The sequence below is a fragment of the Blautia sp. AF19-13LB genome, from assembly GCF_003479105.1.
GTDB lineage: Bacteria > Bacillota > Clostridia > Lachnospirales > Lachnospiraceae > Fusicatenibacter > Fusicatenibacter saccharivorans.
Map to the genome: position 1 here is coordinate 220,571 of NZ_QUGO01000005.1, position 25,034 is coordinate 245,604.

General features: G+C 44.1%; 22 protein-coding genes and 1 other RNA gene. 21 read left to right on the plus strand and 2 right to left on the minus strand.

Annotation, left to right across the window (positions count from 1 at the left end):
- Positions 1–114: 114 nt before the first annotated feature.
- Positions 115–858 carry a ThuA domain-containing protein gene (locus DWX32_RS07280; protein ID WP_118641036.1) on the minus strand — a complete coding sequence of 248 codons (744 nt, stop codon included), beginning with the start codon at positions 856–858 and terminating at the stop codon, positions 115–117.
- A gap of 214 nt (positions 859–1,072) precedes the next feature.
- Here DWX32_RS07280 and ffs point away from each other — a divergent pair.
- The 9 genes from ffs to DWX32_RS07325 all read left to right on the plus strand — a co-directional run bounded on the left by ffs (position 1,073) and on the right by DWX32_RS07325 (position 9,303).
- An RNA gene (ffs, locus tag DWX32_RS07285) (signal recognition particle sRNA large type) lies at positions 1,073–1,335 on the plus strand.
- 194 nt (positions 1,336–1,529) lie between these two features.
- Positions 1,530–2,609: a 6-phosphofructokinase gene (locus tag DWX32_RS07290; RefSeq protein WP_022463267.1), complete on the plus strand. Its 1,080-nt coding sequence runs from the start codon at positions 1,530–1,532 to the stop codon at positions 2,607–2,609.
- Positions 2,610–2,752: 143 nt separating this feature from the next.
- A complete protein-coding gene (dnaX, locus tag DWX32_RS07295; RefSeq protein ID WP_118641038.1) occupies positions 2,753–4,402 on the plus strand; it encodes a DNA polymerase III subunit gamma/tau in 1,650 nt (549 codons plus the stop codon).
- A 33-nt stretch (positions 4,403–4,435) separates the two neighbouring features.
- The gene (locus DWX32_RS07300; protein WP_022463269.1) at positions 4,436–4,789 is read left to right on the plus strand and encodes a YbaB/EbfC family nucleoid-associated protein; all 354 of its coding nucleotides are present in this window, start codon (positions 4,436–4,438) and stop codon (positions 4,787–4,789) included.
- Positions 4,789–5,385 carry a recombination mediator RecR gene (recR, locus tag DWX32_RS07305; protein WP_022463270.1) on the plus strand — a complete coding sequence of 199 codons (597 nt, stop codon included), beginning with the start codon at positions 4,789–4,791 and terminating at the stop codon, positions 5,383–5,385. The genes DWX32_RS07300 and recR overlap by 1 nt, the downstream gene beginning before the upstream one ends.
- 2 nt (positions 5,386–5,387) lie before the next feature.
- The gene (locus tag DWX32_RS07310) at positions 5,388–6,491 is read left to right on the plus strand and encodes a LacI family DNA-binding transcriptional regulator (RefSeq protein ID WP_022463271.1); all 1,104 of its coding nucleotides are present in this window, start codon (positions 5,388–5,390) and stop codon (positions 6,489–6,491) included.
- Positions 6,492–6,771: 280 nt separating this feature from the next.
- Positions 6,772–7,425: a fructose-6-phosphate aldolase gene (fsa, locus tag DWX32_RS07315; RefSeq protein ID WP_022463272.1), complete on the plus strand. Its 654-nt coding sequence runs from the start codon at positions 6,772–6,774 to the stop codon at positions 7,423–7,425.
- A 109-nt stretch (positions 7,426–7,534) separates the two neighbouring features.
- Entirely contained in the window at positions 7,535–8,374 is an 840-nt protein-coding gene (locus DWX32_RS07320; protein ID WP_055219293.1) for a transketolase, read from the plus strand.
- Complete coding sequence (locus tag DWX32_RS07325; RefSeq protein WP_055219295.1) at positions 8,362–9,303, plus strand: transketolase family protein; 942 nt, start codon at positions 8,362–8,364, stop codon at positions 9,301–9,303. Before DWX32_RS07320 ends, DWX32_RS07325 begins: the two co-directional genes overlap by 13 nt.
- Before the next feature lie 91 nt (positions 9,304–9,394).
- On the opposite strand, the gene yyaC is transcribed toward DWX32_RS07325, so the two are convergent.
- A complete protein-coding gene (yyaC, locus tag DWX32_RS07330; protein WP_022463275.1) occupies positions 9,395–9,982 on the minus strand; it encodes a spore protease YyaC in 588 nt (195 codons plus the stop codon).
- Between the two features lie 200 nt (positions 9,983–10,182).
- On the opposite strand from yyaC, the gene DWX32_RS07335 reads away from it, so the two are divergent.
- The 12 genes from DWX32_RS07335 (at position 10,183) to DWX32_RS07390 (ending at position 24,571) form a co-directional block, all read left to right on the plus strand.
- Positions 10,183–11,490 carry a LysM peptidoglycan-binding domain-containing protein gene (locus DWX32_RS07335; RefSeq protein ID WP_226906423.1) on the plus strand — a complete coding sequence of 436 codons (1,308 nt, stop codon included), beginning with the start codon at positions 10,183–10,185 and terminating at the stop codon, positions 11,488–11,490.
- Between the two features lie 88 nt (positions 11,491–11,578).
- On the plus strand, positions 11,579–12,775 hold the full coding sequence (locus DWX32_RS07340; protein WP_118641040.1) for a DUF5711 family protein: 1,197 nt from the start codon (positions 11,579–11,581) through the stop codon (positions 12,773–12,775).
- A 12-nt stretch (positions 12,776–12,787) separates the two neighbouring features.
- Complete coding sequence (locus tag DWX32_RS07345) at positions 12,788–13,477, plus strand: CvpA family protein (RefSeq protein WP_055226862.1); 690 nt, start codon at positions 12,788–12,790, stop codon at positions 13,475–13,477.
- Positions 13,478–14,159: 682 nt separating this feature from the next.
- A complete protein-coding gene (locus tag DWX32_RS07350) occupies positions 14,160–15,299 on the plus strand; it encodes a hypothetical protein (protein WP_055226864.1) in 1,140 nt (379 codons plus the stop codon).
- Between the two features lie 458 nt (positions 15,300–15,757).
- A complete protein-coding gene (locus DWX32_RS07355) occupies positions 15,758–16,024 on the plus strand; it encodes a hypothetical protein (RefSeq protein WP_118659530.1) in 267 nt (88 codons plus the stop codon).
- Complete coding sequence (ccpM, locus tag DWX32_RS07360) at positions 16,017–17,423, plus strand: Cys-rich peptide radical SAM maturase CcpM (protein ID WP_055265672.1); 1,407 nt, start codon at positions 16,017–16,019, stop codon at positions 17,421–17,423. The genes DWX32_RS07355 and ccpM overlap by 8 nt, the downstream gene beginning before the upstream one ends.
- 2 nt (positions 17,424–17,425) lie before the next feature.
- Positions 17,426–18,469 (plus strand): DUF1611 domain-containing protein, encoded by a 1,044-nt coding sequence (locus DWX32_RS07365; protein WP_055226872.1) that lies wholly within the window; start codon positions 17,426–17,428, stop codon positions 18,467–18,469.
- A 141-nt stretch (positions 18,470–18,610) separates the two neighbouring features.
- On the plus strand, positions 18,611–20,020 hold the full coding sequence (locus DWX32_RS07370; protein WP_158554998.1) for an ABC transporter permease: 1,410 nt from the start codon (positions 18,611–18,613) through the stop codon (positions 20,018–20,020).
- Between the two features lie 6 nt (positions 20,021–20,026).
- Positions 20,027–20,920: a leucine-rich repeat domain-containing protein gene (locus DWX32_RS07375; protein ID WP_022463281.1), complete on the plus strand. Its 894-nt coding sequence runs from the start codon at positions 20,027–20,029 to the stop codon at positions 20,918–20,920.
- A gap of 20 nt (positions 20,921–20,940) precedes the next feature.
- Entirely contained in the window at positions 20,941–22,617 is a 1,677-nt protein-coding gene (locus DWX32_RS07380; protein WP_055226874.1) for an ABC transporter ATP-binding protein, read from the plus strand.
- Between the two features lie 31 nt (positions 22,618–22,648).
- Positions 22,649–23,314, plus strand: a complete 666-nt coding sequence (locus tag DWX32_RS07385) for an ABC transporter ATP-binding protein (protein WP_055226876.1) — start codon at positions 22,649–22,651, stop codon at positions 23,312–23,314.
- Positions 23,315–23,338: 24 nt separating this feature from the next.
- A complete protein-coding gene (locus tag DWX32_RS07390) occupies positions 23,339–24,571 on the plus strand; it encodes an ABC transporter permease (protein WP_055226878.1) in 1,233 nt (410 codons plus the stop codon).
- The last annotated feature ends 463 nt before the right edge of the window (positions 24,572–25,034 follow it).

Here is a 25,034-nt window from a genome sequence, read left to right on the forward strand (position 1 = left end):
TATGCAATGTGTACGCAGATTCCATCCGCGTATTGCAGAACATTTTTGATCGTGAAATCAGACCCCTGTTTTGAAAAAATCAAACGGGATACAGATATCGGTAAACTGCAGTTGCTATTTTTCGTGTGAAGAAAGATACACTTCCTCTGTAGATGGATTCACCCATGCATTATCCAGTGGTGCCGGTCTTCGTACTACAGGAACGCACCAGCGCACCCCGTTTTTGATAATCTTCTGAATCACCGGCATATGGTAAATGGGGTATTCCTCGTGTCCCGGCTGAAAATAGAAAATTTTGCCCAGCCCACGTGTAAAGGTGCATCCGCTGCGGAACACCTCACCGCCTGCAAACCATCCCGTAAATACCACATCATCCGGTTTGGGAATATCAAAAAACTCCCCGTACATCTCTTCCTCCGGAATATCCACCCATGCCGGAATTCCCTGCGCGATCGGATGGGTCGGACACGTACAGAACAGTCTCTCACGATCCCCATGCCGCCACCGAAGCGTCATACTTGTTCCGAGAAGCTTCCGCATAATCTTGGAATAATGCCCTGAATGCAGAACTACCAGCCCCATTCCGGCCAGCACATGACGCCGAACCCGCTCGGCCACATCGTCCGAGAACTCCTCCTGCAGCATATGATTCCAGAACACCAGCACATCGGTATTTGCCAGCACTTCTTCCGTCAGCCCATGCTCCTTCTCGTCAAACACAGCTGTCCGAACCGAAAGCTCCTCCTCTTGTCTCAGAAACTTTGCAATACAGGTGTGAATCCCGTCCGGATAAATCTCTTTCACTTTCTCCTGCGTTCGCTCATGCTGAAACTCATTCCAGACCGTAACTCGTATCATTCGTCCATCCTCCTTCTATAAGAAAAAAATGTATCATTTTCAAAAAATTATCGATAGCAAATCTTGAAAATAATGAAAAAAGCAGTCGTTCACACTCTGCGGTACTGAATTTTTGCGTTATTTTCTGGCCTTACTATAAATTATACTCGTGCTATACCAATATTTCAATTCACAAATTCCTTGACATCCCCTCCGAAATCCCGTATACTAAACAATGCGCAGCCGGGGAGATAGCGGTGCCCTGTACCCGCAATCCGCTACAGCGGGGGTGATGCCAATCCGAGGGCTCTTTCATTGCGAAGCTGCCTTCTATAAGTGACGTTGACGTCTGGGTCTTACGCAACAGGACTCCATGAACCGTGTCAGGGCAGGAATGCAGCAGCACTAAGTGGAATCTCCTGTGTGCCGTGAGGGTGCCTGGGCCGAGTAGGCTGTAGGAGTAACGTTCGTGGTGAGAGTTCGAAGTGCGGCGCGCATAAAAAAGAAAATCCAAGGAAGCCTGAACCCCAGACTTCCTTTTTTCGTACAAAAAATAGAAACTCCCGCGCTTTCTTCCCCCGAACTATTGTGAGAACGAAAAAAATAGGGTATAATGTAAACATTCCATAATACTGCCAAGAAACAAGAAGCAGTCGTGAAAATCTAATAAAGAACAGGATGGGAAAAGTCATATGTTAAGAATTGGTCTGTTAACAAGCGGCGGAGACTGCCAGGCATTAAATGCGACCATGCGCGGAGTCGTAAAAGGCCTTGCAAACAATGTAAAAGATCTCGAAGTATACGGATTCATGAACGGCTATAAAGGCCTCATCTACAGCGATTACCGCATGCTCAGTGCAAAAGATTTTTCCGGTATATTAACACAGGGAGGAACTATTCTCGGAACCTCACGTCAGCCGTTTAAGCTGATGCGTACCCCGGATGCAAACGGTCTGGACAAAGTGGAAGCAATGAAGCATACCTACCACAAGCTCCTTCTGGACTGCCTTGTCATTCTTGGCGGAAACGGAACCCAGAAAACAGCAAACCTCTTGAGAGAGGAAGGACTGAATATTATCCATCTTCCGAAAACCATCGATAATGATATCTACGGAACGGATATGACCTTCGGTTTCTACAGTGCCGTCAATATTGCATCCGATGCGATCGACTGCATCCATACAACAGCCTCCTCTCACCAGAGAGTTTTTATCGTAGAGGTTATGGGTCATAAAGTAGGCTGGCTGACGCTGTACGCCGGAATCGCAAGCGGCGCAGACGTTATCCTGATTCCGGAAATTCCATACGATATTGAAAAAGTATGCGAGGCCATCAACAGACGAAAAGAGCGCGGAAGCGGATTCACCATTCTTGCCGTTGCCGAGGGTGCAATTGCAAAAGAAGACGCAGCACTTCCGAAGAAAGAGCTGAAAAAACGTCAGGAAGAAATCGCAAAGAAATACCCGTCCGTATCCTACAAGATCGCAGAAGAAATCGAGGCAAAGACAGGCATGGAAATCCGCGTCACCGTACCGGGCCACATGCAGCGAGGCGGCAGCCCGTGTCCGTATGACCGTGTCCTTTCCACAAGACTCGGATCCGAGGCAGCACAGCTTATTCTGGACAAACAGTACGGCTACATGGTCGGAATGGTCAACGGAAAAGTAAAGAAAATTCCGCTGGGCGAGTGCGCCGGAAAATTAAAGACCGTAGATCCGAATGCACAGGAAGTCCTGCAGGCAAAACGGATGGGAATCAGCTTCGGCGATTGATGCGTTCCCGAAAAAGGCAAGGAAAAAGAACGGAGGCCTTAAAGCAAGAACAACAAGGTCTCCGTTCTTCTGTTGCACTGCTGTCCAAAAGAAACTGCCGGCGGCAGGCTTCCATGCCGATGCAATAAAAGGAGAAAAATTTTATGAGCTATACTGCTCTGTACCGAAAATTCCGTCCTTCCACCTTTGAGGATGTAAAAGGACAGGATCACATTGTAACAACATTAAAAAATCAGATCCGCGCGGACCGCATCGGTCATGCGTATCTGTTCTGCGGAACCCGCGGAACAGGAAAAACGACGATCGCCAAGATTCTCGCCCGCTCGGTCAACTGCGAACATCCCGTGGACGGAAGCCCGTGCAACGAATGTCCGACGTGTAAGGCGATTCTGGCGGGCGTTTCCACGAACGTCATCGAGATCGATGCGGCATCGAACAACGGTGTCGACAACATCCGTGAAATCCGTGAGGAGGTAGCCTACCGGCCGACACAGGGACGGTATAAAGTCTATATCATCGACGAGGTGCATATGCTTTCTACCGGAGCGTTCAATGCACTCTTAAAAACCCTGGAGGAGCCGCCGTCCTATGTCATCTTCATTCTGGCGACCACAGAGGCAAACAAAATCCCGGTGACGATCCTTTCCAGATGCCAGCGGTACGATTTCCGCCGCATCACGATCGACACCATCGCGGCGCGTCTTGGTGAACTGATGGAAAAAGAGGGCGTGGACGTCGAAGAAAAAGCCATCCGCTACGTCGCAAAGGCGGGCGACGGCTCCATGCGAGACGCGTTAAGCCTCCTGGACCAGTGCATCGCCTTCTACCTCGGGCAGAAGCTGACGTACGATAAAGTTCTTGAAGTTCTCGGAACTGTTGATACCGAAATCTTCAGCCAGATGCTCCGCACGATCCTCGCCGGGGATGTAACGGGAAGCATCCGCACGCTGGAAACCCTTTTAAACCGCGGAAAAGAGCTGGGACAGTTCGTTACCGACTTTACGTGGTATCTGCGGAATCTGCTGTTGGTAAAAAGCGCAGATGAAACCGAAGAACTGCTCGACGTCTCTACAGAAAACCTGAAGCTCTTAAAAGAAGAGAGCACGATGGTAGACGATGAGACGCTGATCCACTATATCCGCGTTTTATCCGAGCTCTCCGGCCAGCTCCGCTATGCGGCGCAGAAGCGCGTGCTCGTTGAGGTGGCGCTCGTCAAACTCTGTAAACCGCAGATGGAGCAGAACATCGAATCCGTGCTGGAACGGCTTAGGATTCTCGAAGAAAAAATGGAGCGCGGAATCCCGATGATGGTGACAAATGCACCGGGAACAGGAAACGGCAGTGCAGGAGGCTCCGGAGCGGCCGGAGACGGCTATGCGGCGGCAGAAACACCGCAGAGTGCACCGGCACCAGTGAAAGCTGCACCGGCGGATTTACAGCGCATCAGCGCGTCCTGGAAGGCAATTGTCGGCCAGACAAGCGGCATGTTCCGCCAGTTTCTGCAGAGCGCCGTTCCGAAATACAACAGCGAGACGGGCGACGCCAAACTGTTTGTTGAGTTTGCAGACCAGCTCGCATCCATCTACGTTGAGCGGCCGGAGGCAGCCGATGAGATCCGCACCATTATTGAACAGATGACTGGAAAAACCGTAGAGGTCCAGCTCATTTTAGCAGACCAGCATGCAAACGCCGCGCTCTCCACGATTTCCGTGGATGATGCACTGACGCAGGCGATTCATGGAATCCCGGTCGAGGAGGACGACGAGAGCGACTTCGACGACGGGGAAGAATAAATTAAAAACAAATTTTTCAGGAGGATATTACCCATGGCAAAAAGAGGAGGATTCCCGGGAGGAATGCCGGGCAACATGAACAATCTGATGAAGCAGGCTCAGAAAATGCAGAAGCAGATGGAAGAGAACCAGAAAGCACTGGAGGAGAAAGAGTTCACTGCGACAGCAGGCGGCGGAGCCGTAGAAGTAACCATTTCCGGTAAAAAAGAAGTAACCAAAGTTAAAATCAGCGAAGATGCCGTAGATCCGGACGACGTAGAAATGCTCGAGGATCTGATCATGGCAGCAACCAACGAAGCACTGCGCAAAGTTGAGGACGAGGCAGCCAAAGCTATGGGCAAACTTGCCGGCGGACTCGGCAGCATGGGCGGAGGATTCCCGTTCTGATGGATTACTACAGCGGATACATCAATCAGTTGATCGAGCAGCTGTCCCATCTGCCTGGCATCGGTGTGAAAACCGCACAGCGACTGGCCTTTCATATTATGAATATGCCAGCCGACCAGGCAAAACGGCTGGCCGATTCGATCACAGAAGCAAAATCCCACGTCCAGTACTGCAAGTGCTGCCAGACCCTGACCGACAAAGAGCTGTGCCCGATCTGCGCAAATGTCAAGCGCGACCACAGCGTGATCATGGTGGTGGAGACGACGCAGGATCTTGCGGCATATGAAAAAACCGGAAAATACGACGGCGTTTACCACGTCCTGCACGGGGCCATCTCCCCGATGCTGGGGATTGGGCCGGACGACATCCGGTTAAAAGAGCTGATGCAGCGCCTCCAGGGCGATGTCTCGGAGGTTATCGTTGCCACGAACTCCAGCCTGGAGGGCGAGACAACGGCCATGTACATCAGCAAGCTGATCAAGCCGACCGGCATCAAGGTGACGCGGATTGCAAGCGGTGTTCCGGTGGGCGGCGATCTGGAAAATATTGACGAAGTCACCCTTCTGCGTGCGTTAGAGGGCAGAACGGAGCTGTAATTATGGGCAGAAAAAAAGTGACATCCAGTGATGTCGCAGCAGCCTCAGGCGTATCCCAGGCGACGGTCTCCATGATCCTGAACCGGCGGGAAAACGTTTCGTTCTCGCGGGAAACCGTAGAAAAAGTGGAGGCGGCGGCAAAAGAGCTGGGCTACCAGATTCCGCGGCGGAAGATGAGAAGAGAGTCGAACGGCAACAAGCTGATCGTCGTCTTCTGTCCGACGCTGACGAATCCTTACTATGTGATGCTGCTGCACGGCATCGAAGAAGTTGCAAAAGAGAAGAATTACGGGGTCTTTGTCTGCAATACGCAGAGGGACCTGAAAATCGAAGAGAATTATCTTCGGATGATGAAGAGTGTGCGCCCGCGCGGCATTATCTACACCTGCAATCCGAGCAGAAGCTGCAAGGAAAAAGTGGAGGAGCTGGCCGCGGAGATTCCGCTTGTCATCATCAACAACCGAGAAGAACTGCTGGAAATTGATGCGGTCGAGCTGAACAATGCAAAACCCGGCAGGCTGATGGCACGCCACCTGCTGGAACTGGGACACCGGCATGTGGCGTTTGTTTCACCTCCGCTGACTTCCAAACAGGGCCAGCGCCTGAAACGCGTGGAGGGCTTTGTGCGCGAGTTTGAGGAGGCAGGATACGGCGACGGCGTGATCGTCAAATCGGCGGATGAGGACCTCGACGAGGTGATCCCGAGCATGGATTCTGAGTACAAGATGGGCTATTATCTGACGAAGGAACTGCTGCGGGAGGACAAGAACCTTACGGCAATCGTCGGCATGAATGATATGATCGCGTTCGGGATCATGGACGCCGTGCTCGAGAGCAAACTGCGCATTCCGGCGGATATTTCCGTAGTGGGATGTGACAACACTGTCTATTCCAGCTTCCGCTCGATTTCCCTGACGACGATCGACCACTATGTGCCATTGAAGGGCCGCGATGCGTGCGATATCATCCTGCGGAAAATCCAGTCTCTTCGGGAAAGCCAGGACGGCAATGAACCCTTAAGCACGTATCATGTCGAGTATGAGCCGAAACTGATCGTGCGGCGCAGCACTTCGTATGCAAGAACCGAAAAATTAAAAAATAAATAGGACGGCTGAAATTATTATTAATAATTTTGAATAAAACAGCTCTGACGCAAACCGGGAAAACACAAAGAAAAGGAAAAACCGGAAAAAATGAGAAAAAATCCGCCAGAATAATTTATAAAATAGTATTTATAAATAATAAAATTAATTAATAAAAATGAGGCAGACTTGACGGAAAAACCAAACATATCTATACTGGAGATAACAGAAAAACGGAGCCGTTCTGCGGAAAACAACAGGCCCCGAAACCTTACGAAAGTATGAATATGGGAGGAAAAACAACATGAGATTTTTCATCGACACAGCAAAAGTAGAGGACATTAAAAAAGCAAACGACATGGGCGTTATCTGCGGCGTTACCACCAACCCGTCCCTGATCGCAAAAGAAGGACGTGACTTCAAAGAGGTCATCAAAGAGATCACCGAGATCGTAGACGGACCGATCAGCGGCGAGGTAAAAGCTACCACAACAGATGCAGAAGGCATGATCAAAGAAGGCCGTGAGATCGCAGCCATCCATCCAAACATGGTTGTTAAAATCCCGATGACCGTAGAAGGACTCAAAGCTGTTAAAGTTCTGAGCGCAGAGGGCATCAAGACAAACGTAACCCTGATCTTCTCCGCAAACCAGGCACTTCTGGCTGCAAGAGCAGGTGCAACTTATGTTTCCCCATTCCTTGGAAGACTCGATGACATCAGCACCCGCGGCGTTGATCTGATCCGTGAAATCGTTGAGATCTTCGACGTAGCCGGCATCGACACCGAGATCATCGCAGCAAGCGTCCGCAACCCGATCCACGTAACCGACTGCGCACTGGCTGGTGCAGACATTGCAACTGTTCCATACAACGTAATCGTGCAGATGACCAAACATCCTCTGACCGACGCCGGAATCGCAAAATTCCAGGCTGACTACAAAGCTGTATTCGGCGAATAAGACCTAAACATGATTGCATAAAAGCTGGAAATATGGTATTGTGAACGAAGTGAACAATAGCGATATTTCCAGCTTTTGATTCCGATCCAACTAAACAAGGAGAAAAGACATGAACAAGTTAGAACTTCAGAAGACGGCCAATGAGATCCGCAAAGGGATCGTCAGCGGCGTTCATGCAGCAAAGGCCGGCCATCCGGGCGGATCTCTGTCTGCAGCCGATATTTTCACGTATCTGTATTTTGAAGAAATGAACGTGGATCCGAAAAATCCAAAAGATCCGGACCGCGATCGTTTTGTACTTTCGAAAGGCCACACAGCGCCGGGACTCTACGCAGCACTGGCTGAAAAAGGTTACTTCCCGAAAGAAGACCTGCTGACCCTTCGTCACCTTGGCTCTTACCTGCAGGGACATCCGGATATGAAACATATCCCGGGCGTTGATATGTCAAGCGGTTCCCTCGGACAGGGAATCTCCGCAGCAGTCGGAATGGCACTCGGTGCAAAACTGCAGAACAAAGCATTTCGTGTTTATACACTTCTTGGCGATGGTGAAATCCAGGAAGGTCAGGTCTGGGAGGCAGCCATGTTTGCCGGAGCAAAACATCTGGACAACCTCGTTGTGATCGTAGACAACAACGGACTTCAGATCGACGGAAACGTAGCAGATGTCAACAGTCCGTACCCGATCGACAAAAAATTCGAGGCATTCAACTTCCACGTAATCAACGTAGCGGACGGCAACGATTTCGATCAGCTGAAAGCTGCATTTGATGAGGCGCGCACCGTAACAGGCATGCCGACCGCCATCATCACAAAGACCGTAAAAGGAAAAGGCGTTTCCTTCATGGAGAACCAGGTAGGCTGGCACGGAAAAGCTCCGAACGATGAAGAGTACGCAATTGCTATGGCAGAACTGGAAAAGGCAGGTGAAGCGTTATGTCAGAAGTAAAGAAAATCGCAACAAGAGAAAGTTACGGTAATGCACTGGTTGAACTTGGCGCAGAGCATGACAATCTGATCGTACTCGACGCTGACCTTGCAGCAGCAACCAAGACCGGTGTGTTCAAAAAAGCATATCCGGACCGCCACATCGACTGTGGTATCGCAGAATGTAATATGATGGGAATCGCTGCCGGTCTTTCCACCACAGGCATCGTTCCGTTCGCAAGCACCTTCGCGATGTTTGCCGCAGGCCGTGCGTTTGAGCAGGTGCGCAACTCCATCGGATACCCGCATCTGAACGTAAAAATCGGTGCTACCCATGCCGGAATTTCCGTAGGAGAAGACGGCGCAACACATCAGTGCAACGAGGATATCGCCCTGATGAGAACCATCCCGGGCATGGTCATCCTGAACCCGGCAGATGATGTAGAGGCAAAAGCCTGCGTGAAAGCAGCTTATGAATACAACGGACCGGTTTACCTTCGTTTCGGACGTCTGGCAGTGCCGGTGATCAACGACAGACCGGATTACAAATTTGAGCTCGGAAAAGGCGTTGTTCTTCGTGAAGGCAAGGATGTCACCATCGTTGCAACAGGCCTTTGCGTAAGCTCCGCTCTGGAAGCAGCAGAGAAACTTGCCGCAGACGGCATTGATGCCAAGATCATCAACATCCACACCATCAAACCGCTGGATGAGGAGCTGATCGTTGCAGCAGCAAAAGAGACTGGCAAAGTCGTAACCGTAGAAGAGCACTCGGTGATCGGAGGACTTGGAAGCGCAGTCTGCGACGCACTGGCAGAGAAATGCCCGGTTCCGGTGAAGAAAATCGGTGTACAGGACGTCTTCGGAGAGTCCGGCCCGGCAGCCGCTCTTCTTGCAAAATACAAACTCGACGGCGAGGGCGTTTACGAGCAGGTAAAAGAGTTCTGTAAATAAGATTTTTCGAAATAAATGACAAAAGAAAACAGGCAGAGGCTACACCGGAAAACGGTGCGGTCTCTGCCTGTTTTGTTGTCTGCAGTTTTTCTTAAAGCAGAAGTTCGCTTGTCCCGGCCGCCTCAAGTTCCCGGCAGGCGAGCAGGATTCCCTGCGAGATGGATTCCGCCATATGGAAAATCGTGGCAAGCCGGGTTGTCTGCAGAAGAAGCTGTTCAAAACTGCCCGATACATTCACAATGCCTGTGATAAAAATATCCCCGACCTCGGGCAGCGTCTTCCCTGCCCCCGCGCCCGGCCGGATCGCCCCGTTTCCGATCGTGATATATCCCTGATGACGCCGCGAACCAAGCGAAGCATCGATCGCAACGAGCAGTGCCTCCGGGTGGCGGGAATGGATGTACGAAATCCGGTCCGGTAGATTCAGGGCGTGCACCGGGTCATCCAGCGTTCCATAGACATGAAAAACGCGGCTGCAGTACGGCGAAAGCTGGTACCCGATCAGCGGTCCTAAGGAATCCCCAGTGATCCGGTCGCTTCCGATGCAGAGAAATACCAGTTCACGGAACATGCGTCCGTCCTTTTGAATGCAGTAAGAAAACAGCGACGCCAGCTCTTCGCTGGCGCTGCGGCTTCGCTCATTGATGTAGTAAACTTCGGCGTCTTTTTTTCGAAACATGACCGGTACCTGCCTTTCAGAAGAATCATCCACAGTTTAACCGTATATGGTATAAACTATTCCTGCAATGAAAAAAACATGACATGCCCTCCGGTGCAGAAAAACGGGAAAACAGTCGGAAAAAACCGTGACAGCCCTGCCCCAAAACGATCTTTTTCGCGGAACATCCGTGATAAAGTAGGCAAAAAGGGGTGAAAAGCATGATTGAGATTGTCTATAAAGAAAACAAAGAGCAGGCGAACGGCAACGAAGGATACTTTCATCTGCCGAAAAATATCCGCCAGGTCGGTGATACGAACGGCAGGGAGCGGATTTATCTGGAAGATTATGTCGGAACCTTTCTGAAAAAATATTTTTCCGCACCGGAGGGACGTGCCGCCATGCTGTTCGGCGAATTTAAGTGGGCGGACGGAATTTCCTACTTTTTTATCCGCAGCGCGGCCGCGATTCATACGATGGAGCCGGCGCCGGATCACCTGGTCTTCGATGATGCAGTATGGACGGAGGTCCACGATGTGATGGAAAAATATTTCAAAAACCAGCAGATCCTCGGCTGGGCACTTTCTCTTCCGGGATACGGGGAGGATCTGAATGAACAGATCATCCGAGCGCATCTGAACCACTTCGGCGGAAATGACAAGACGCTGTTCCGCGTCAACGGACAGGAAAAAGAGGAAACCTTCTATACGTACGAGGGCGGCACCCTGCGGAGCACGGGAGGCTTTTACATTTATTATGAAAAGAATGAGCCGATGCAGTCGTATCTGATCGATCAGAATCAGAACCGGTCGATCGAAAACGGAGAGAGCGTGCCCGACCGCGCGGTCAGCGATTTTCGGAAGATGATTGAGGAGAAGAGCGGGGAGGAGCCGGAACACGATCACAGAAAGCCGATCCTCTATGCGATGACAGCATGCGCGGCTGCGGCGCTTCTTGTAACGGTGACGCAGAAATACGGAGATGCGCTGCCGTTTCCGGGGAAAACAAAGGAGCAGACGGTAGCAGTGGCGGGAAACGTACAGGGAGAGAAGACACAGACGGCGGAGAGTGCAGCGGAAGCATCAGCGGCGGAAGAGGGAAACACAGGGGAAAATACTTCGACGCCGGAAAGCACAGGAACGGAACTGGAAACGGAAAATGAGAGCGGGAGCGCGGCGGTAAGTGAGGAGCAGAATTTATCCGGAACGGATCCGGCAGGCAGCGGAGAGCAAAGCACATCCGGCGGGGAGCAGACTGGTGCAGCGGAGAACAATACCGGTACGGCGCAGACAGATCCAGCACCGGGAGCAGAGCCATCGTCCGCCCCGGGAACTGCTTCCGGCAGTGAGACGGCAGAAACCGCCGCACAGGTCTGGCAGGAGTACACCGTACAGAAGGGGGACAGCCTCTCGAAAATCAGTGAGAGATATTACGGAACGATGAGCAGAGTGAAAGATATCTGCGAACTGAACCAGATCGCGGTGGAAGATCTCATATATGCGGGGCAGAAAATATACCTCCCAAAATAGAGAAAAATATGGTACACTAGAGCGGAATCAAACTGCGGCCGAAAGGGCGGCAGAAAATAAGTCCGAAAAGAACATAAGGGGAATGAAAATGGACGGAAAAAACAGAGAAGAACAGGAGAACGGAGCAAAAGTCCGGGATCTTGAGGAGTATAAAGCAGAAAACAGAAAAAGAAAACGCAGACGCCGGATCACCGTTGGAATCCTTGCAGGAGCCATTCTCGCGGCCGGAATTGGTACAGGGGTATGGCTTCAGCTGCGTACTTTTCAGGGATACGACACAGTACAGGCAACAGAGACCGAGGACATCGATACGTATATGTTTCAGAAATCCGGAAATAAGATCGTGCGCTACGGTATCGACGGCATCGAACTGCGCGACCGGAAAAATCAGACCCTCTGGAGCGATCATTATACCATGGAAAATCCGCAGATGATATCCTGCGGCGATGCAATTGCCATTTACGATAAAAACGGAACCAAAATTGTTGTATACGATGCCGATGGAAAGGCCGGCGAAATTACCGCGTCGTATCCGATCGTGAAAGCATCCATTGCAGGCCAGGGCGTCGTTGCGGCGATTCTGGAAAACAACGGGGAGAGCTGGATCAAATACTATAATACCGATGGAACGGAGATCGCCTCCTCTCACCCGAACATGGACAGCCCGGGCTATCCGATGGATCTCTCACTTTCTGCGGACGGACTCTGGATGGCGGTTTCCTACGCTTACGAAGACGGCGGCAAGATGAAATCACAGGTCGCTTTCTACAATTTCGGAAGCAGGGGCGAGGATCTGGTGGACAATCTTGCAAGCTCATCGAGCTACACCGATATGCTGTGCCCACAGATCGAAACCGCGGGAACATCCTCATGGGTTGCCTTCTTTGACAACGGCTTCCGCGTTTATGAAGGAACAAACAAGCCGAAGGAAACGGTGAGCGTATCGGAAGATGGAGAAATTTTAAGCTGCGCGTATGCGGACGACCGCGTGGTTCTGATTCTGCGCGGGGAGAGTGACGATCATCCTTACCGGATGAAAATCTACAATCTGAAAGGAAAGCAGCTTGCGGATGAAAATCTGGATTTCTATTACCAGAACCTTCAGATAGAAGAAAAACAGATTCTGCTGACGAACCGGCAGGAGCTGTGTGTATATACCTTAAATGGAAGAAAGAAGTACAGCGGCGTGGTCAGCGAAACACAGATTCACGAGATCCTCGGCATGGGGCAGAACCGGTATCTGCTCGCGGAGGAGGACGGCGTTTCGATGATCCGGCTGAAATAGGAGAAGAAAAACATGAATTGGCTGAGATACGTATTACTTGCGGTGTGTATTCTTTCCGCGCTGGCTGGATATCGAAAGGGGCTGGTCCGGACAGTGCTGTCCATGGTGTCCCTGATTCTGGTGACAGGACTGGCGATCTGGATGAATCCGTATGTGACGGATGTGCTGAATGAGCGGACGGAGCTGCCGCAGTATGTGGAGAAGAAATGCTTAGAGACATTTGAAAACAATGAATTTCTGTCGGGGGAAAACCAGGATGTGCAGAAGAAATGGCTGGAGAGCATGGGCGTGCCGGAGGAGCTGGTGAACCAGATTCTCGGAAGCGGCGCGGTGCGGGAGTACCAGGAGGAACAGCTGCACAGTTTGGCATCCTACGCGGCGAAGGCGGTATCGGAAAAGATTATGAAAGGGATTGCTTTCTTTCTGACGCTGGTGCTTGCCGTTGTTTTCGTGACGATTGCGGTGAAAATTGTGGAATTGATTGCGGAGATTCCGGGGATCAGCTTTTTGAACCGCATGGGAGGAGCAGGACTTGGTGTCGTGCGTGCGGTGCTGTGGATCTGGATTTTCTTTGCGGTGGTGTACTGCTTTCAGGCGACACACTGGGGGAATGTATGCATGAAGCAGATCCAGGGCGATATGGCGCTGGCATGGATTCGGGAGAATAATCCGGTGCTGATGCTGTTGAAGAATGTATTATAAGATGAGAAAAAACGGTTCCTTGTGGGGCCGTTTTTTGGTGGGAGGGGGGACGAGGAAAAGCGGGCGTCGTGTGGGCGGCGGATGCGGTGGGAGGGGAGAAACGTGCCGGGGTGCGGGGCTGTGATTTGGGTGGGGCGGAGACCTTGGCGTGGATGGGACGGAACGGGGGAGCACCGAGACAATTCGTCAGGAAAACTGATGTTTTCCCGACTCAGTGTCTCTTGAAATCCGGCTTTGTGAGCCGGATTTCATCTCCCCCGTTCCGTCCCGTCCGCGTCAGGTTCCGCTCCCACCCAAATCAATGCCCCGCGCCCCGGCACGTTTCTCCCCTCCCACCGCATCCGCCGCCCACACGCCGACCGCTTTTTCTCTGAAGTTGAGAGCGGAAGAATCTGCTAGATAGAAGGGGATAAGAATGGAAATGAAAGAACAAATAGGATATTAGTGGAAAAAGTTGAGAGTTGTGGAAAATATGGGGGTTGAACTGATATGAAAAGAAATATCTATAAATATACGTATTTATATAAAAAAAATTACATGTTTTTGTGAAAAAAATATTTATGTGAATTTATAATGAATAAAAACTGAAAATATGTACAAAAAGCACATTGAAAAAAGAAGAAATATAGATATAATGTAAGTATGTAGACGAAAAAGAAAAGCTGAACAAGACTATTTGCATATGAAAAATAAAAAAAACGATGGAAAATATGTAATTATAGATGACGGGACAGCAGGGGGACTGTTTCTGAGTGAGAATGAATACTATGTTGATGAGAATAAAAAAGTTGTTTTGTGCAATTCTGAAAAAAAAGATAATCTGTTTAGAAAGAGATATAAACTAACACATGGCGATAAGTGTTATAGTATCATCAAATATTTTTGCCCAGAGGTAGAATTTATCTCTATAAAAATTATGGAAACAGGGGAAAGAGGTAGCATTGATTCATTCAAAGCGGCGTTAGAATGGTGCTTAAAAGAAAAGATAAAACTTGTGCATATGAGTGTTGGAACAACAAATTATATAGATGCAAAAAAGATAGAAAATATTATAAAACAAATGGTTTCTAATAAAATGATATTATGTGCAGCGCTATCAAATACAAACTTTCCTACATGGCCGGCATGCTTTGATGGGGTTTTCGGGGTAAGAAATTATATTGCTAAATTGCAGGAAAAAGAAATTTCGGTGTCTAAATCATTTCCTTTTTCGGAAATGAATTCGATACAGTTAAATTTTGATGACGTTTTAAAGAAGATTGTTGGGAAAGAATACAAATCAAATAGTTTTGCAGCTCCGATTATTACTGTGCTTTTGATATGTTATTTAAGGAAAAATAAAAAAGGTTCATACCAAGATGCAAAAAAATTTATTATGAATCATATAAACAAATGTATCTATGAAAAAGAATTGGAATGGAATGGGATTGTGAATAATAAAGCGTGGTCAATTCCGATAATTTTAACACGTACTGTTATTGGGGCAAAGTTGTTATATGAGTGTTTTGGGAAGGAAGACTATGAGTGTATAGTATTAACATCAGAAAAGAACCTAAAAGAGTCTTGCGTGGCAGAAATTCCATTAGAATTTTATACGCATGGGAATGTGACAGAGACGTTAATAATGGCAGTAAATACAATATACAATCCAGATGTGCTTATTATTCAAACGGATAAAAATATATTTGAAAGTAATAGTTTGATAGATTTTGAGGTTTTTGATAAAAAAGGATGGAATGTGAAAACAAGGATGGAGCAAATGCAGTTTGAAAATTGTTATAACGCATATAAATGGATAATAATGCAACTTTTAGACGACTAAAATTTACTGGATTACTTTTGCGATCGCAATGGGTAATAAAATTATGCTCGAAGGGAGGTATTCAAATGAAGAAAACGCTTAAAAAGAAAGAACATAAGGGAAGAAATAATGTGAGTGTTTATGCAAATGGACCGTGTTCATGCACATGCTTTTCTACGTGTGGGTCTGCCTATGTTCAGAAAGCTCAGGCGCAGAATCAGTTATACACAAGTGTATTTGGATCTAATGCTAATCACTAAAATGTAAGAAAGATGAGGGTTGCTACAGTGTTAATTAGTGGTAGTCCTCATTTTAATTAGAGGATAAGTTTAAAAGTTGATTTAAGCATTATAAAAAATCGTTTAAGAATATGGCTAGAAGTATTATAGATCCTTTGAAATAGCGTTTGTTAAAATGTTGATATGTTTGTTGTAGAGTAAAAATGCTGACAATAGTAGATTTGATGAAAGAGAATAGAAATGATAGAAGAAAAAGTGAAAGATATATTAAAGAAATATAGAAATTTAGAACAGAAAAAAGACTGGAAAAATCAAAAGCTTTTAGGAAATGATCTAAAATTCAGCGCAAGAGATTTGATAAATGTATATGTGGAGTTAGAAAAAGAATTTGATATTCATTTTAAGGAAAAAGATATTGGGGCTGGAAAATTTGATACATTTGATGACATAATAAAATTGATTAACAAAGAAATAGCATATAAAACAAGAGGAAAAGAACATGCATAAACCATTTATTCATTGTTTCAAAACTGCAAAAGAATATTATGTATATGATGTGAATACTGATAAAATTATTCAGGTGTCTTTCGAAACATATAATTTTTTGGAAAACAATATTTGGGATGAAAAAGCGGAAAGAGAAATAGAAAAGCTAATAAATGAAGGATATTTGAAAAGAACGCGGGTAGAAGAGGTAAAACATTTTGCTACGGACTTTTTAGAATCTTATTTAGAAAATAGAATGAATCAGTTAGTTTTGCAAGTGACACAAAAATGTAATTTGCGTTGCAGTTATTGTGTTTATTCTGGTGATTACAAAAATAGAAATCATAGTCAAAAAGAAATGAGCTGGGAAACTGCAAAAGAAGCAGTAGATTATTTGTATGGGCATTCGATGTCTAGCGAAGACATATATATATCATTTTATGGCGGAGAGCCATTATTAATGTTCAGATTGATAAAAGAAGTAGTTGAGTATGTGAAGAGAGAATATTGCCAAAGAACGGTACATTTTAATTTGACCACTAATGGAACGTTGTTTACACCAGAAATTGTTCAGTATTTTATTAAAAATAATATACAAATTATGTTTAGTTTGGATGGGCCTAAAGAAGTGCACGATAAAAATAGAATATTTGCAGGAAGTAATAGAGGATCATTTGAAAAATTGAGAGATAGCATGAAAATGATATATAGTATGGACAGAAAATATTATAAAAAAAATGTGTCTTTCAACACAGTGTTAGATCCCCAAAATGAGTTAAGAACAATATATGAGTTTTTGGATAAAGATAGGCTGATTTCGAAAAATTTGAGTAGAATATCTGTTTTGAATGATAATTATACGGATAAACAATGTGAATTTAGCGGAGAATTTGTTGAAGAACAGGAATATGAATATTTTAAATGTTTTCTTTCAAAATTAAAACGAATTAATGAAAAATTTGTGGCTAGAGCAGTAAAAGAAGAATTTGATAATGAAATGAGAGAAATTAAACAACATGAGGAAAAAATGCAAGAAGAGATTTCAAAGGTAAATCATCATAGTGGTCCCTGTATTCCAGGCGCGAAAAAAATTTTTGTAACAGCAGAAGGAAATATATATCCGTGTGAGCGAGTGAGTGAAATATCAGAAGTTTCCAAAATAGGTGATATAAAAAAAGGAATAGATAAAAACAAAGTGTTAAATTTGCTAAATATAGAACGATATTCGCAAGACCGGTGTAAGGATTGTTGGGCATATCAACATTGCACAATTTGTATAGCATGTGCAGATGACACTAAAAATATTTCAAATAAAGAAATAGAAAAACATTGCTGGAAGGTTAGAGGGGGATTTGAAGAGGCAATGAAAAATTACTGTACTTTAAAAGAACTTGGTTATAAATTTGAGGAGTATGAATGAAAATGTTAAAAAGAGTAGGTATATTTCCGGTAGATCAAGAAAGTATAACACTATTTGAGAACATACATGAATGTAGATATGGTGAAATTATGCATATTGCTTCAATAAAAGCATGGGGACTTTGCGGGAAAAAAATTCAACGTTGTGATGGTAGTGAGATAATAATAGAGGAGGGAATAGGTAATATTATAAAAGAATGTGAAGTGTTAATTCTTCTTGAAAGTTGGCACGATGCATCGCCTGAATATATAAAGAGCGTGGTGAAAACAGCAAAGCAGAAATCCATAACGATAGTTTCTATTAATAATATCAGGAACAGTTTAGAGATAGATCAGCATTATGAAAATGTCGTTGTTGCTAAAAAATTAAAAATTCAAAAAAAGTGTGACGATTTAAGAGTAAGAAAGATAAATATTCCGGTTATTTGCGTTTTGGGTTTGACACAAAATAGTGGAAAATTGAAAATGGAATTAGAACTGCAAAAATGTTTGAAACAAAAAGGATATAAAGTTGCAGCAATTGTTTCTGGATTAAATGGATTAATTGGGAAAGATACATTTTGCTTTGAAAAGAAATATTTAAATGGGAAAAATAGGAATGAAGAGATAATTATAAATATAAATGCGGCTGTAAAGCGGTTAGAACAAGATTATGATATTGTAATTGTTGGGATACCAGGAGCATGTCTCTCGTTTAATCCACAATATTCTAATGATTTTGGCATTACTACACAATTGTTTATGTGTGCAATAGAACCAGATTATAGTGTTTTGATGCTACCATATATGCGCTATGAAGAAGCGTTTATTAGTCATGTTAAAGATGAGGTTCAAAAAAGATATGATATTACAATTAATGATATTGGAATATCAGAATTTGCAATTGATATGGATGCGAGTTTTGAACAAAAAAAGATGTGTTTTTTAAAATTAATTGACAAGGAAAGGGATTTTGAGCATTTGAAAAAAATATCAGTTGTTGATATTAAAAGTGATTCTCAAATAGAAAAATTGAGCGATAGGATTATTTGGACACTTGAAAATTAAACATAAGCTTGTCGCATTTTGAAATATATAGGGGGAAGAAAGAATATGTTGAAAAGAGCAAGCAGAAAATTAAGAAGTACTCCTGCGAAAACATTGATGTATATCATACTGTTTTTAGTACTTTTCCTGGCGATATTTTCTATGCTGATGATTGGAATTGCAAGTGGAAATAAAGTGAAAAGAGCACAGGAAACATTGGCCAACTCTATTACTCTGCGCGGGCCGGCCGAGGGAGAAGCTGGAAAATCATGTACTGTATATGCGATCCCGTCCGCAATCGTAGAAAAGTTCATTGACAGCAATTATGTTCAGGGGTACACCATGGAAGCGGGAACATATTGGCTTGATCCGGTGGATACGGAAACATATATCAGCGAGGAGACACAACAGCGCCTAAAAGGTTATCTGAAAGATTCAGGCATGTATACGATGACGGCTGTTGGAACACTGGACTGCGCATACGATACCTATTTTCTGGCAAAGGGTTACAGGATTGTGGAAGGAAGCGGACTGAGCTACGGAGAACGGGGCAAATACGAAGCTGTGGTAGGAGAAAAATACGCCGAAAAAAATCATCTCCATGTGGGCGATACTGTTAAATATAAAATGGAGCAGGGAACGATCGAATACTATAAAGTAAGTGCCCCGGAAGAAATTAGTTTCAAAATTCGAGGCATTTACAGAACTCCAGAGGTTTATCAGTCCGATTCCGTTGTGAATGACTGGCACAATAATTTAATTTTTATTCCACTGGATATTTTCTGCGAGTATTCTATGAAAGCATTAAAAATTCAAAATGTGGGATTTAATACAGTTACGGTCTATTTGAAAGATACAAAATCAGTTGAACCATTCATAGAAGAAACAAAAAACAAAATAAAAATAGGAAGTGTGGATGATGTTGTACAGACCGATGAAAATGGAATACGTTCCAGCGTAAAGCCAATGGTAATATCACAGCAGGATTTGGAATCTGGAGAATGGTCCTATCAGTTGATTCGAAACAAGGAATGGTATGAGATGGTTGCGAAACCTGTTGAAAAATTGAATCGTCTGATAGGATATATGATCGTAGGATTTGTGACTGCCGGAATTTTACTGTTCGGCATTCTGACCAGCCTGTCAGTCAAAGGGCGAAAACGTGAGATTGGAATTTTACTTTCGATGGGGGAACACAGAAAAAGGATTTTAGGACAGTTCGTTTTGGAGAATTTGGTTCCGGTTTTGATTGCCCTGGTTTTTGCGGCGCTGTGTGCGACACCAACAGCAGAGTATTTCGCAGATCGGATGATTTCGAATCAGGCTGAGAAAGTGGAGCAGGAAAATGAAGATCTGTCGGGAAATATTAAAAACGCGCTCCCGACAAGCGAAATAGCTGCGTATGAATCAACGGGAGTAACTGTTGATACGGATTTGTCCATTGAGTGGAACTGGAAAATCATGACGGGGATGATTCTTGGTATTTTAGATCTTTTCCTTTTGATATTAATTCTGCAAGTCGGCAAAATAACTAGAGAAAGCCCGGCATCTATATTGCTGGACAGAAAGTAGGTGTTCATGAAGAAAAAAAGAATGATAATGATCGTAGCGATGGTTCTGGTGCTGGTATGGCGGGAAGACGTTTTTGCAGTGGAATCTGGAACGACACAGGTTTCGCTACAGGCAGACTGGCTCCAAGAGGGAGATTACCAGTATAGCGTGGAAGAAGATGAAACTGTAACTTTACGAAACTATATCGGGACGGAAAGCGTGATTGTCACACCGAAAGAAGTAGGTGGGAAAGAAGTGACGAGAATCGGAGATTCCTGCTTTTTGAGAAAAACGGATCTTCGGGCAGTGCAGATATCCGAAGGCATTGTTGAAATCGGGGAATCTGCCTTTGCGGAAGATGGTCAGTACAGTGATACAACTGCTGGGTTTATCAGCATTGTAATGCCAAAAACACTAAAAAAGGTAGGAAAAAGCGCATTTCAGGGAACTAGAATCACACAGATTTATTTTTATGATGGTTTAGAGAGCATTGGTGATAATGCCTTTATGTATTGCTCTTCTTTGTCAAAAATACGGATTCCAGATAGCGTGGAGAAAGTAGGACAATTTTTATTTTTGGGAGCTGGAAAACCCTATGAAGAAAGTCAAGATAGTGCGATGAAGATTTTTGGCGGAAAAATAGCGGAAGAACTTGCAAAAGATAATCAAAGAGCCGAATATGGTGGTGAAGAAATGCAGGAAATTTCGATCCAGTATTGGCTTGAGAAGAAGGAGAATGAAACGAAAGAAGAGGTTATAGGACAAAAATATTTTGATAAAAATGATACAGGCTTTGAAAAAGTATTTTTTAAGGCTCCTTCGAGTGGAGAAAAGCAAAGTGGGAAAATAGTCTGGATGGACATATTTCTTGGGGTGTGTATGGTTGGACTAATAGGAATCAGTGTTTGCTTAAAGGATTAAAAATATTATATTTGTGAACAATGAAGAAAATAATAGAGAATAATAAATGTTTATATTTTTTAAAAGAGTTACTCAAATATAAAAAAGAAATAGGTATTTTGAGTATAAGCACTATTGTTTCTACAGTAACTGTATTTCTGCAACCATTATTGATAAAACAGATCACAGACATCGGAATACTCGAAAAAAATATGCCCCAAATTGTTAATGGAGTAGCCGGTTTATTTGTTTGTGTGCTGGTATATTTAATGATTGAAGTTGTGCAGGCAAAAACTTTTGCAGAAATACATAATTCATTCTATAAGAACTTGTATTGCAATGTATTTCGAAAATTATTGCATTTAAAAAAACATTATTTTCAAATGAAAAATAGTATGGAAATAGTGCAAATGTTACAATGCGATGTATCTCAGGTTGCGTCTATGACAGATAGATATGTAGTGATGAGCTTTTCGTATGTTTTTCGTGTAATTAGTGGACTTGCTGGACTTATGCTGTTGAGTCCTGAACTGTTATGCATTGTAGTGATAGTAATTCCAGTGAAATACGTGTTAGTAAAATGTCTTGCTAAAAAGCGTGAGAAAAACATGAAAATGTATATTCAAGTTGAGCAACAATTTGGAGGATGGCTTGGCGATACAATTAATACTGTGGAAGAAATTAAATTGTGGAATCTATATGAATTAAGAAAATGCGAATTTTTAAAACAGATTTGTAAATCGTTAGCGGTTGAAATGAAAGGAACCATGATTGAGACATGGAATATTTTTGGGGATGCTGTTTTAGAGTGGGGTGTAACAATTCTTATTTATTTAGTTGGTGGATATTTGGTGTTCGTGGGAAAAATTTCCATAGGTTCAGTTTTTGCTTTTGTTTCTTATTCTAGTTATGTTACAAGACCGGTAAATAGTTTAATTGATCTGCGTATGCATTTTGCAAGTGTCAAACCGTCCGCTGAACGACTTTATACATTTTTGAATATGGAAGAGGAACGAAGTGGAAGTAAAAGAGTGGAAAAAGAGATTTCGCCAATATTAGAATTTAAAAATGTGAGATTTCAGTATACAAAGGATAGGGAAGTGTTAAAGAAAGTATCTTTTAAACTTGAGCCGGGAGAAAAAGTGGCTATTATTGGAAAAAATGGAAGTGGAAAATCAACAATTTTGGAATTACTATTACGATTTTATGAACCGGAAGAAGGAGAAATTTTATGTAATGGTGAAAATATAAAAGTGCTAAAATTATCAGAATACCGAAGCCTTTTTTCTGTTGTGAGTCAGAAATCAGCGTTGTTTTTGGGGGACATTGTGCAGAATATAGATTTGGAGGGGAAAGCAGACAGACAAAAACTGAATGAGGTACTAAGGAAAAGTGGCGTGAAAAAATACTTGCAACGTTTTCCAGAAAAAGAAAAAACACAAATAGGAGATGATGGAGCATTTCTTTCAGGAGGAGAAAGACAAAAGCTTGTGGTTGCACGGGCACTATTGAAAGATGCGCCGGTTATGCTTTTTGATGAAGCGTCCAGTGGATTTGATGTAGAAGCCAATGAATATCTTTATAAAATTATAACAGAAGAAATGCCGGAAAAATCTGTGATTTTTATTACACATCATTATGATAAACTGGAAAAATTTGATAAAGTATATTTGGTAAAAGATGGGTTTCTTACGGAAGTGAGAACTGGAAAAATGTAGAGGCGACTAGATTATAGTAGAAAGGAACAATATGGCAGAACTGGAATTAAAAGAGGTAAGCTATTTTTACGAGAGCGGCGGAAAGAGAATTGATATTTTGGATAAAGCCAGCTATTCATTTGAGAAGGGTACTCTTTACACGATTGTTGGTCCTTCTGGATCGGGGAAAACAACGACGCTGACTTTGGCGGGTGCGCTGGAAGAACCTAAGAGCGGCTGCGTGTGCTTTGAAGGAAAAGATATCCGGGAAATTGGCTATACAAGATATCGAAACAGCAAGATTGGAATTGTGTTTCAGGCGTATAATCTGCTGCCTTATCTGACCCCGCTGGAGAATGTGCTGGCGGCAATGGAAATTACGTCAAATCCGATTAAAAACAAAAAAGAACGGGCGCGGGAACTTCTGACACGAATGGGAATTACAGAAGATCAGATGAACCGCAATATCAATAAACTTTCAGGAGGCGAACAGCAGCGCGTAGCGATTGCGCGTGCGATTTCGACAAATGCAGAGGTGATTCTTGCGGATGAGCCGACGGGAAATCTGGACGTTGATACGGCGGCTGGCATTGTGAAAATTTTCAAAGAGCTGGCTCATGAAGATAAGAAATGTGTAATAGCAGTTACACATTCGGAAGCATTTGCCGCGGAGGCAGATGTGGTGGTACGGCTGGAAAAGAAAAAATTGCAGGATTAAACATGAGGGGGAGGGAAAGTTTTTATGAACTGGATCAAAAGAGCATTTCGCAGTATTTCTTATCATAAAAAAAATACAATTCTGATGTTTTTAAGTTTCCTGATTTTATCCATCCTGATCCTGTTTGGCTTATGTATCCGCGCGGCAAGTCGGGAACGGATATGGGAGATTCGGACGAGCATCGGAGGAAGCGTGCTTGTATCGAATGAGCGTCAGATATACAGTGAAGAGCCGCGCGGTGTGAATTCGATTTCACATCAAAAATATTTGGAACTCTGCGCTGATGAAAGAATTCGGTTTGGCAGCTGTAATACGGTGACAGCTGCTCTGGCGGATAACTTTACAGCTGAAATTATGGACGGACAGGAAGAAAATGGAACAGAAAATATTTATGTGGAGGGATCATCTGATCCTGTCGAGTATTTTAGTTCTGTTTCTTCTGTAGTTACACTGATTTCGGGACATGTACCGCAGAATGCAGAAGAAGCGGTAGTCAGTGATGGGATTGCGGAACGGAATGGACTGGGAATAGGAGATACCATAGCTGTTCTTTCACCATACACAAAGGAGCGGTATACATTTAAAATCAGTGGTATTTACAGTACGAACGAGGCAGCTTACAGTGGAAATGTGGTATATAATAACCCAGCAAATGCTATCTATACCCTGGATACACCAGTTTATGAGATGAATGAAAATGATAATGTAAAAGAAATTACATTGCAGTTGAAGGACCCGGAAGAAGGAAGAGCGTTTGCTGAAGATGCGAAAAAAATGCCGGAATATATCAAAGAAGAATATGATATGGACTATACGGTAAATGTTTCAGCTTATAAAGCGGTGGCCGACAGCCTGAAGAGCCTGGCAGGGATTTCGAATCTCATGGTGATAGTTTCCGTAATCCTTGGAACTATCACATTAAGTTTTTTGATTCTTATGAATTTGCGGGATCGCATGTTTGAGATTGGCATTCTTCTTTCTGTTGGAGAAACAAAGATGCGGATTATGCTGCAGATGTTGATGGAATCTTTTTGCCCGGTATTGCTGGCAATTACAGCGGGGGTAATTTTTTCTTATCCTTTGGCGAATGTGATAAAAATAGCTGTAGATCTTTCGAACGGTGTGCAGGCTGCAATTAAGACACAGCAGATTATAATATTGTATCTTTGTGGAATGGGGGTTGTGCTGGCTTCTTCTATGGTTATGGTATACCAGATTGTACGATATCAGCCGAAAAAGATTTTGATGATGGAGTAAAAAAAGAAATAGTCAGATAAAATACTGAATATGCAGAATTGACCGTATTTTTCTAAAAATAAGAAAATTCGAAAAAAGGTGTTGACTTTTGCTTTCGGGGGTGTTATTATAACTAAGCTGTCAGCGAGAGCTACAGTGAATGAGTTCTTTTGAAACAGAAAAACCTAGTTCGGAGCCGGGTGGCTGCCGCGGGTTGCAAAACTACTTCAAAAAAACTTGAAAAAAGTTCTTGACAAAAGCAAATGAGTTTGATAGAATAAACGAGTTGCTGATCGAGAGAACGGCAGAGAACAAAACGTTCTCAGGAAGTTCGAAAGAGCTTCAAAAAAATTAATTAAAAAAGTTCTTGACAAATGAAAAGCTCTGTGATAAAATAAACGAGCTGATCCGAGTCGGAACGGCAGAGATCCTTGATAATTAAACAGTGAAACACATCCTCGAAAGTTCTGAATAAGTAATTCAA

Excerpts from the sequence above, each read along its gene's own strand:
- DWX32_RS07380 (WP_055226874.1), top strand. The coding sequence starts at position 20,941 with ATGAAGAAAATAATAGAGAATAATAAATGTTTATATTTTTTAAAAGAG.
- DWX32_RS07335 (WP_226906423.1), top strand. The coding sequence starts at position 10,183 with ATGATTGAGATTGTCTATAAAGAAAACAAAGAGCAGGCGAACGGCAAC.
- DWX32_RS07385 (WP_055226876.1), top strand. The coding sequence starts at position 22,649 with ATGGCAGAACTGGAATTAAAAGAGGTAAGCTATTTTTACGAGAGCGGC.
- DWX32_RS07370 (WP_158554998.1), top strand. The coding sequence starts at position 18,611 with ATGCTGATGATTGGAATTGCAAGTGGAAATAAAGTGAAAAGAGCACAG.
- DWX32_RS07300 (WP_022463269.1), top strand. The coding sequence starts at position 4,436 with ATGGCAAAAAGAGGAGGATTCCCGGGAGGAATGCCGGGCAACATGAAC.
- DWX32_RS07390 (WP_055226878.1), top strand. The coding sequence starts at position 23,339 with ATGAACTGGATCAAAAGAGCATTTCGCAGTATTTCTTATCATAAAAAA.
- fsa (WP_022463272.1), top strand. The coding sequence starts at position 6,772 with ATGAGATTTTTCATCGACACAGCAAAAGTAGAGGACATTAAAAAAGCA.
- yyaC (WP_022463275.1), bottom strand. The coding sequence starts at position 9,982 with ATGTTTCGAAAAAAAGACGCCGAAGTTTACTACATCAATGAGCGAAGC.
- DWX32_RS07320 (WP_055219293.1), top strand. The coding sequence starts at position 7,535 with ATGAACAAGTTAGAACTTCAGAAGACGGCCAATGAGATCCGCAAAGGG.
- DWX32_RS07340 (WP_118641040.1), top strand. The coding sequence starts at position 11,579 with ATGGACGGAAAAAACAGAGAAGAACAGGAGAACGGAGCAAAAGTCCGG.
- DWX32_RS07290 (WP_022463267.1), top strand. The coding sequence starts at position 1,530 with ATGTTAAGAATTGGTCTGTTAACAAGCGGCGGAGACTGCCAGGCATTA.
- ccpM (WP_055265672.1), top strand. The coding sequence starts at position 16,017 with ATGCATAAACCATTTATTCATTGTTTCAAAACTGCAAAAGAATATTAT.
- DWX32_RS07280 (WP_118641036.1), bottom strand. The coding sequence starts at position 858 with ATGATACGAGTTACGGTCTGGAATGAGTTTCAGCATGAGCGAACGCAG.
- DWX32_RS07375 (WP_022463281.1), top strand. The coding sequence starts at position 20,027 with ATGAAGAAAAAAAGAATGATAATGATCGTAGCGATGGTTCTGGTGCTG.
- dnaX (WP_118641038.1), top strand. The coding sequence starts at position 2,753 with ATGAGCTATACTGCTCTGTACCGAAAATTCCGTCCTTCCACCTTTGAG.
- DWX32_RS07310 (WP_022463271.1), top strand. The coding sequence starts at position 5,388 with ATGGGCAGAAAAAAAGTGACATCCAGTGATGTCGCAGCAGCCTCAGGC.
- DWX32_RS07350 (WP_055226864.1), top strand. The coding sequence starts at position 14,160 with ATGAAAAATAAAAAAAACGATGGAAAATATGTAATTATAGATGACGGG.
- recR (WP_022463270.1), top strand. The coding sequence starts at position 4,789 with ATGGATTACTACAGCGGATACATCAATCAGTTGATCGAGCAGCTGTCC.
- DWX32_RS07345 (WP_055226862.1), top strand. The coding sequence starts at position 12,788 with ATGAATTGGCTGAGATACGTATTACTTGCGGTGTGTATTCTTTCCGCG.
- DWX32_RS07355 (WP_118659530.1), top strand. The coding sequence starts at position 15,758 with ATGATAGAAGAAAAAGTGAAAGATATATTAAAGAAATATAGAAATTTA.
- DWX32_RS07325 (WP_055219295.1), top strand. The coding sequence starts at position 8,362 with ATGTCAGAAGTAAAGAAAATCGCAACAAGAGAAAGTTACGGTAATGCA.
- DWX32_RS07365 (WP_055226872.1), top strand. The coding sequence starts at position 17,426 with ATGTTAAAAAGAGTAGGTATATTTCCGGTAGATCAAGAAAGTATAACA.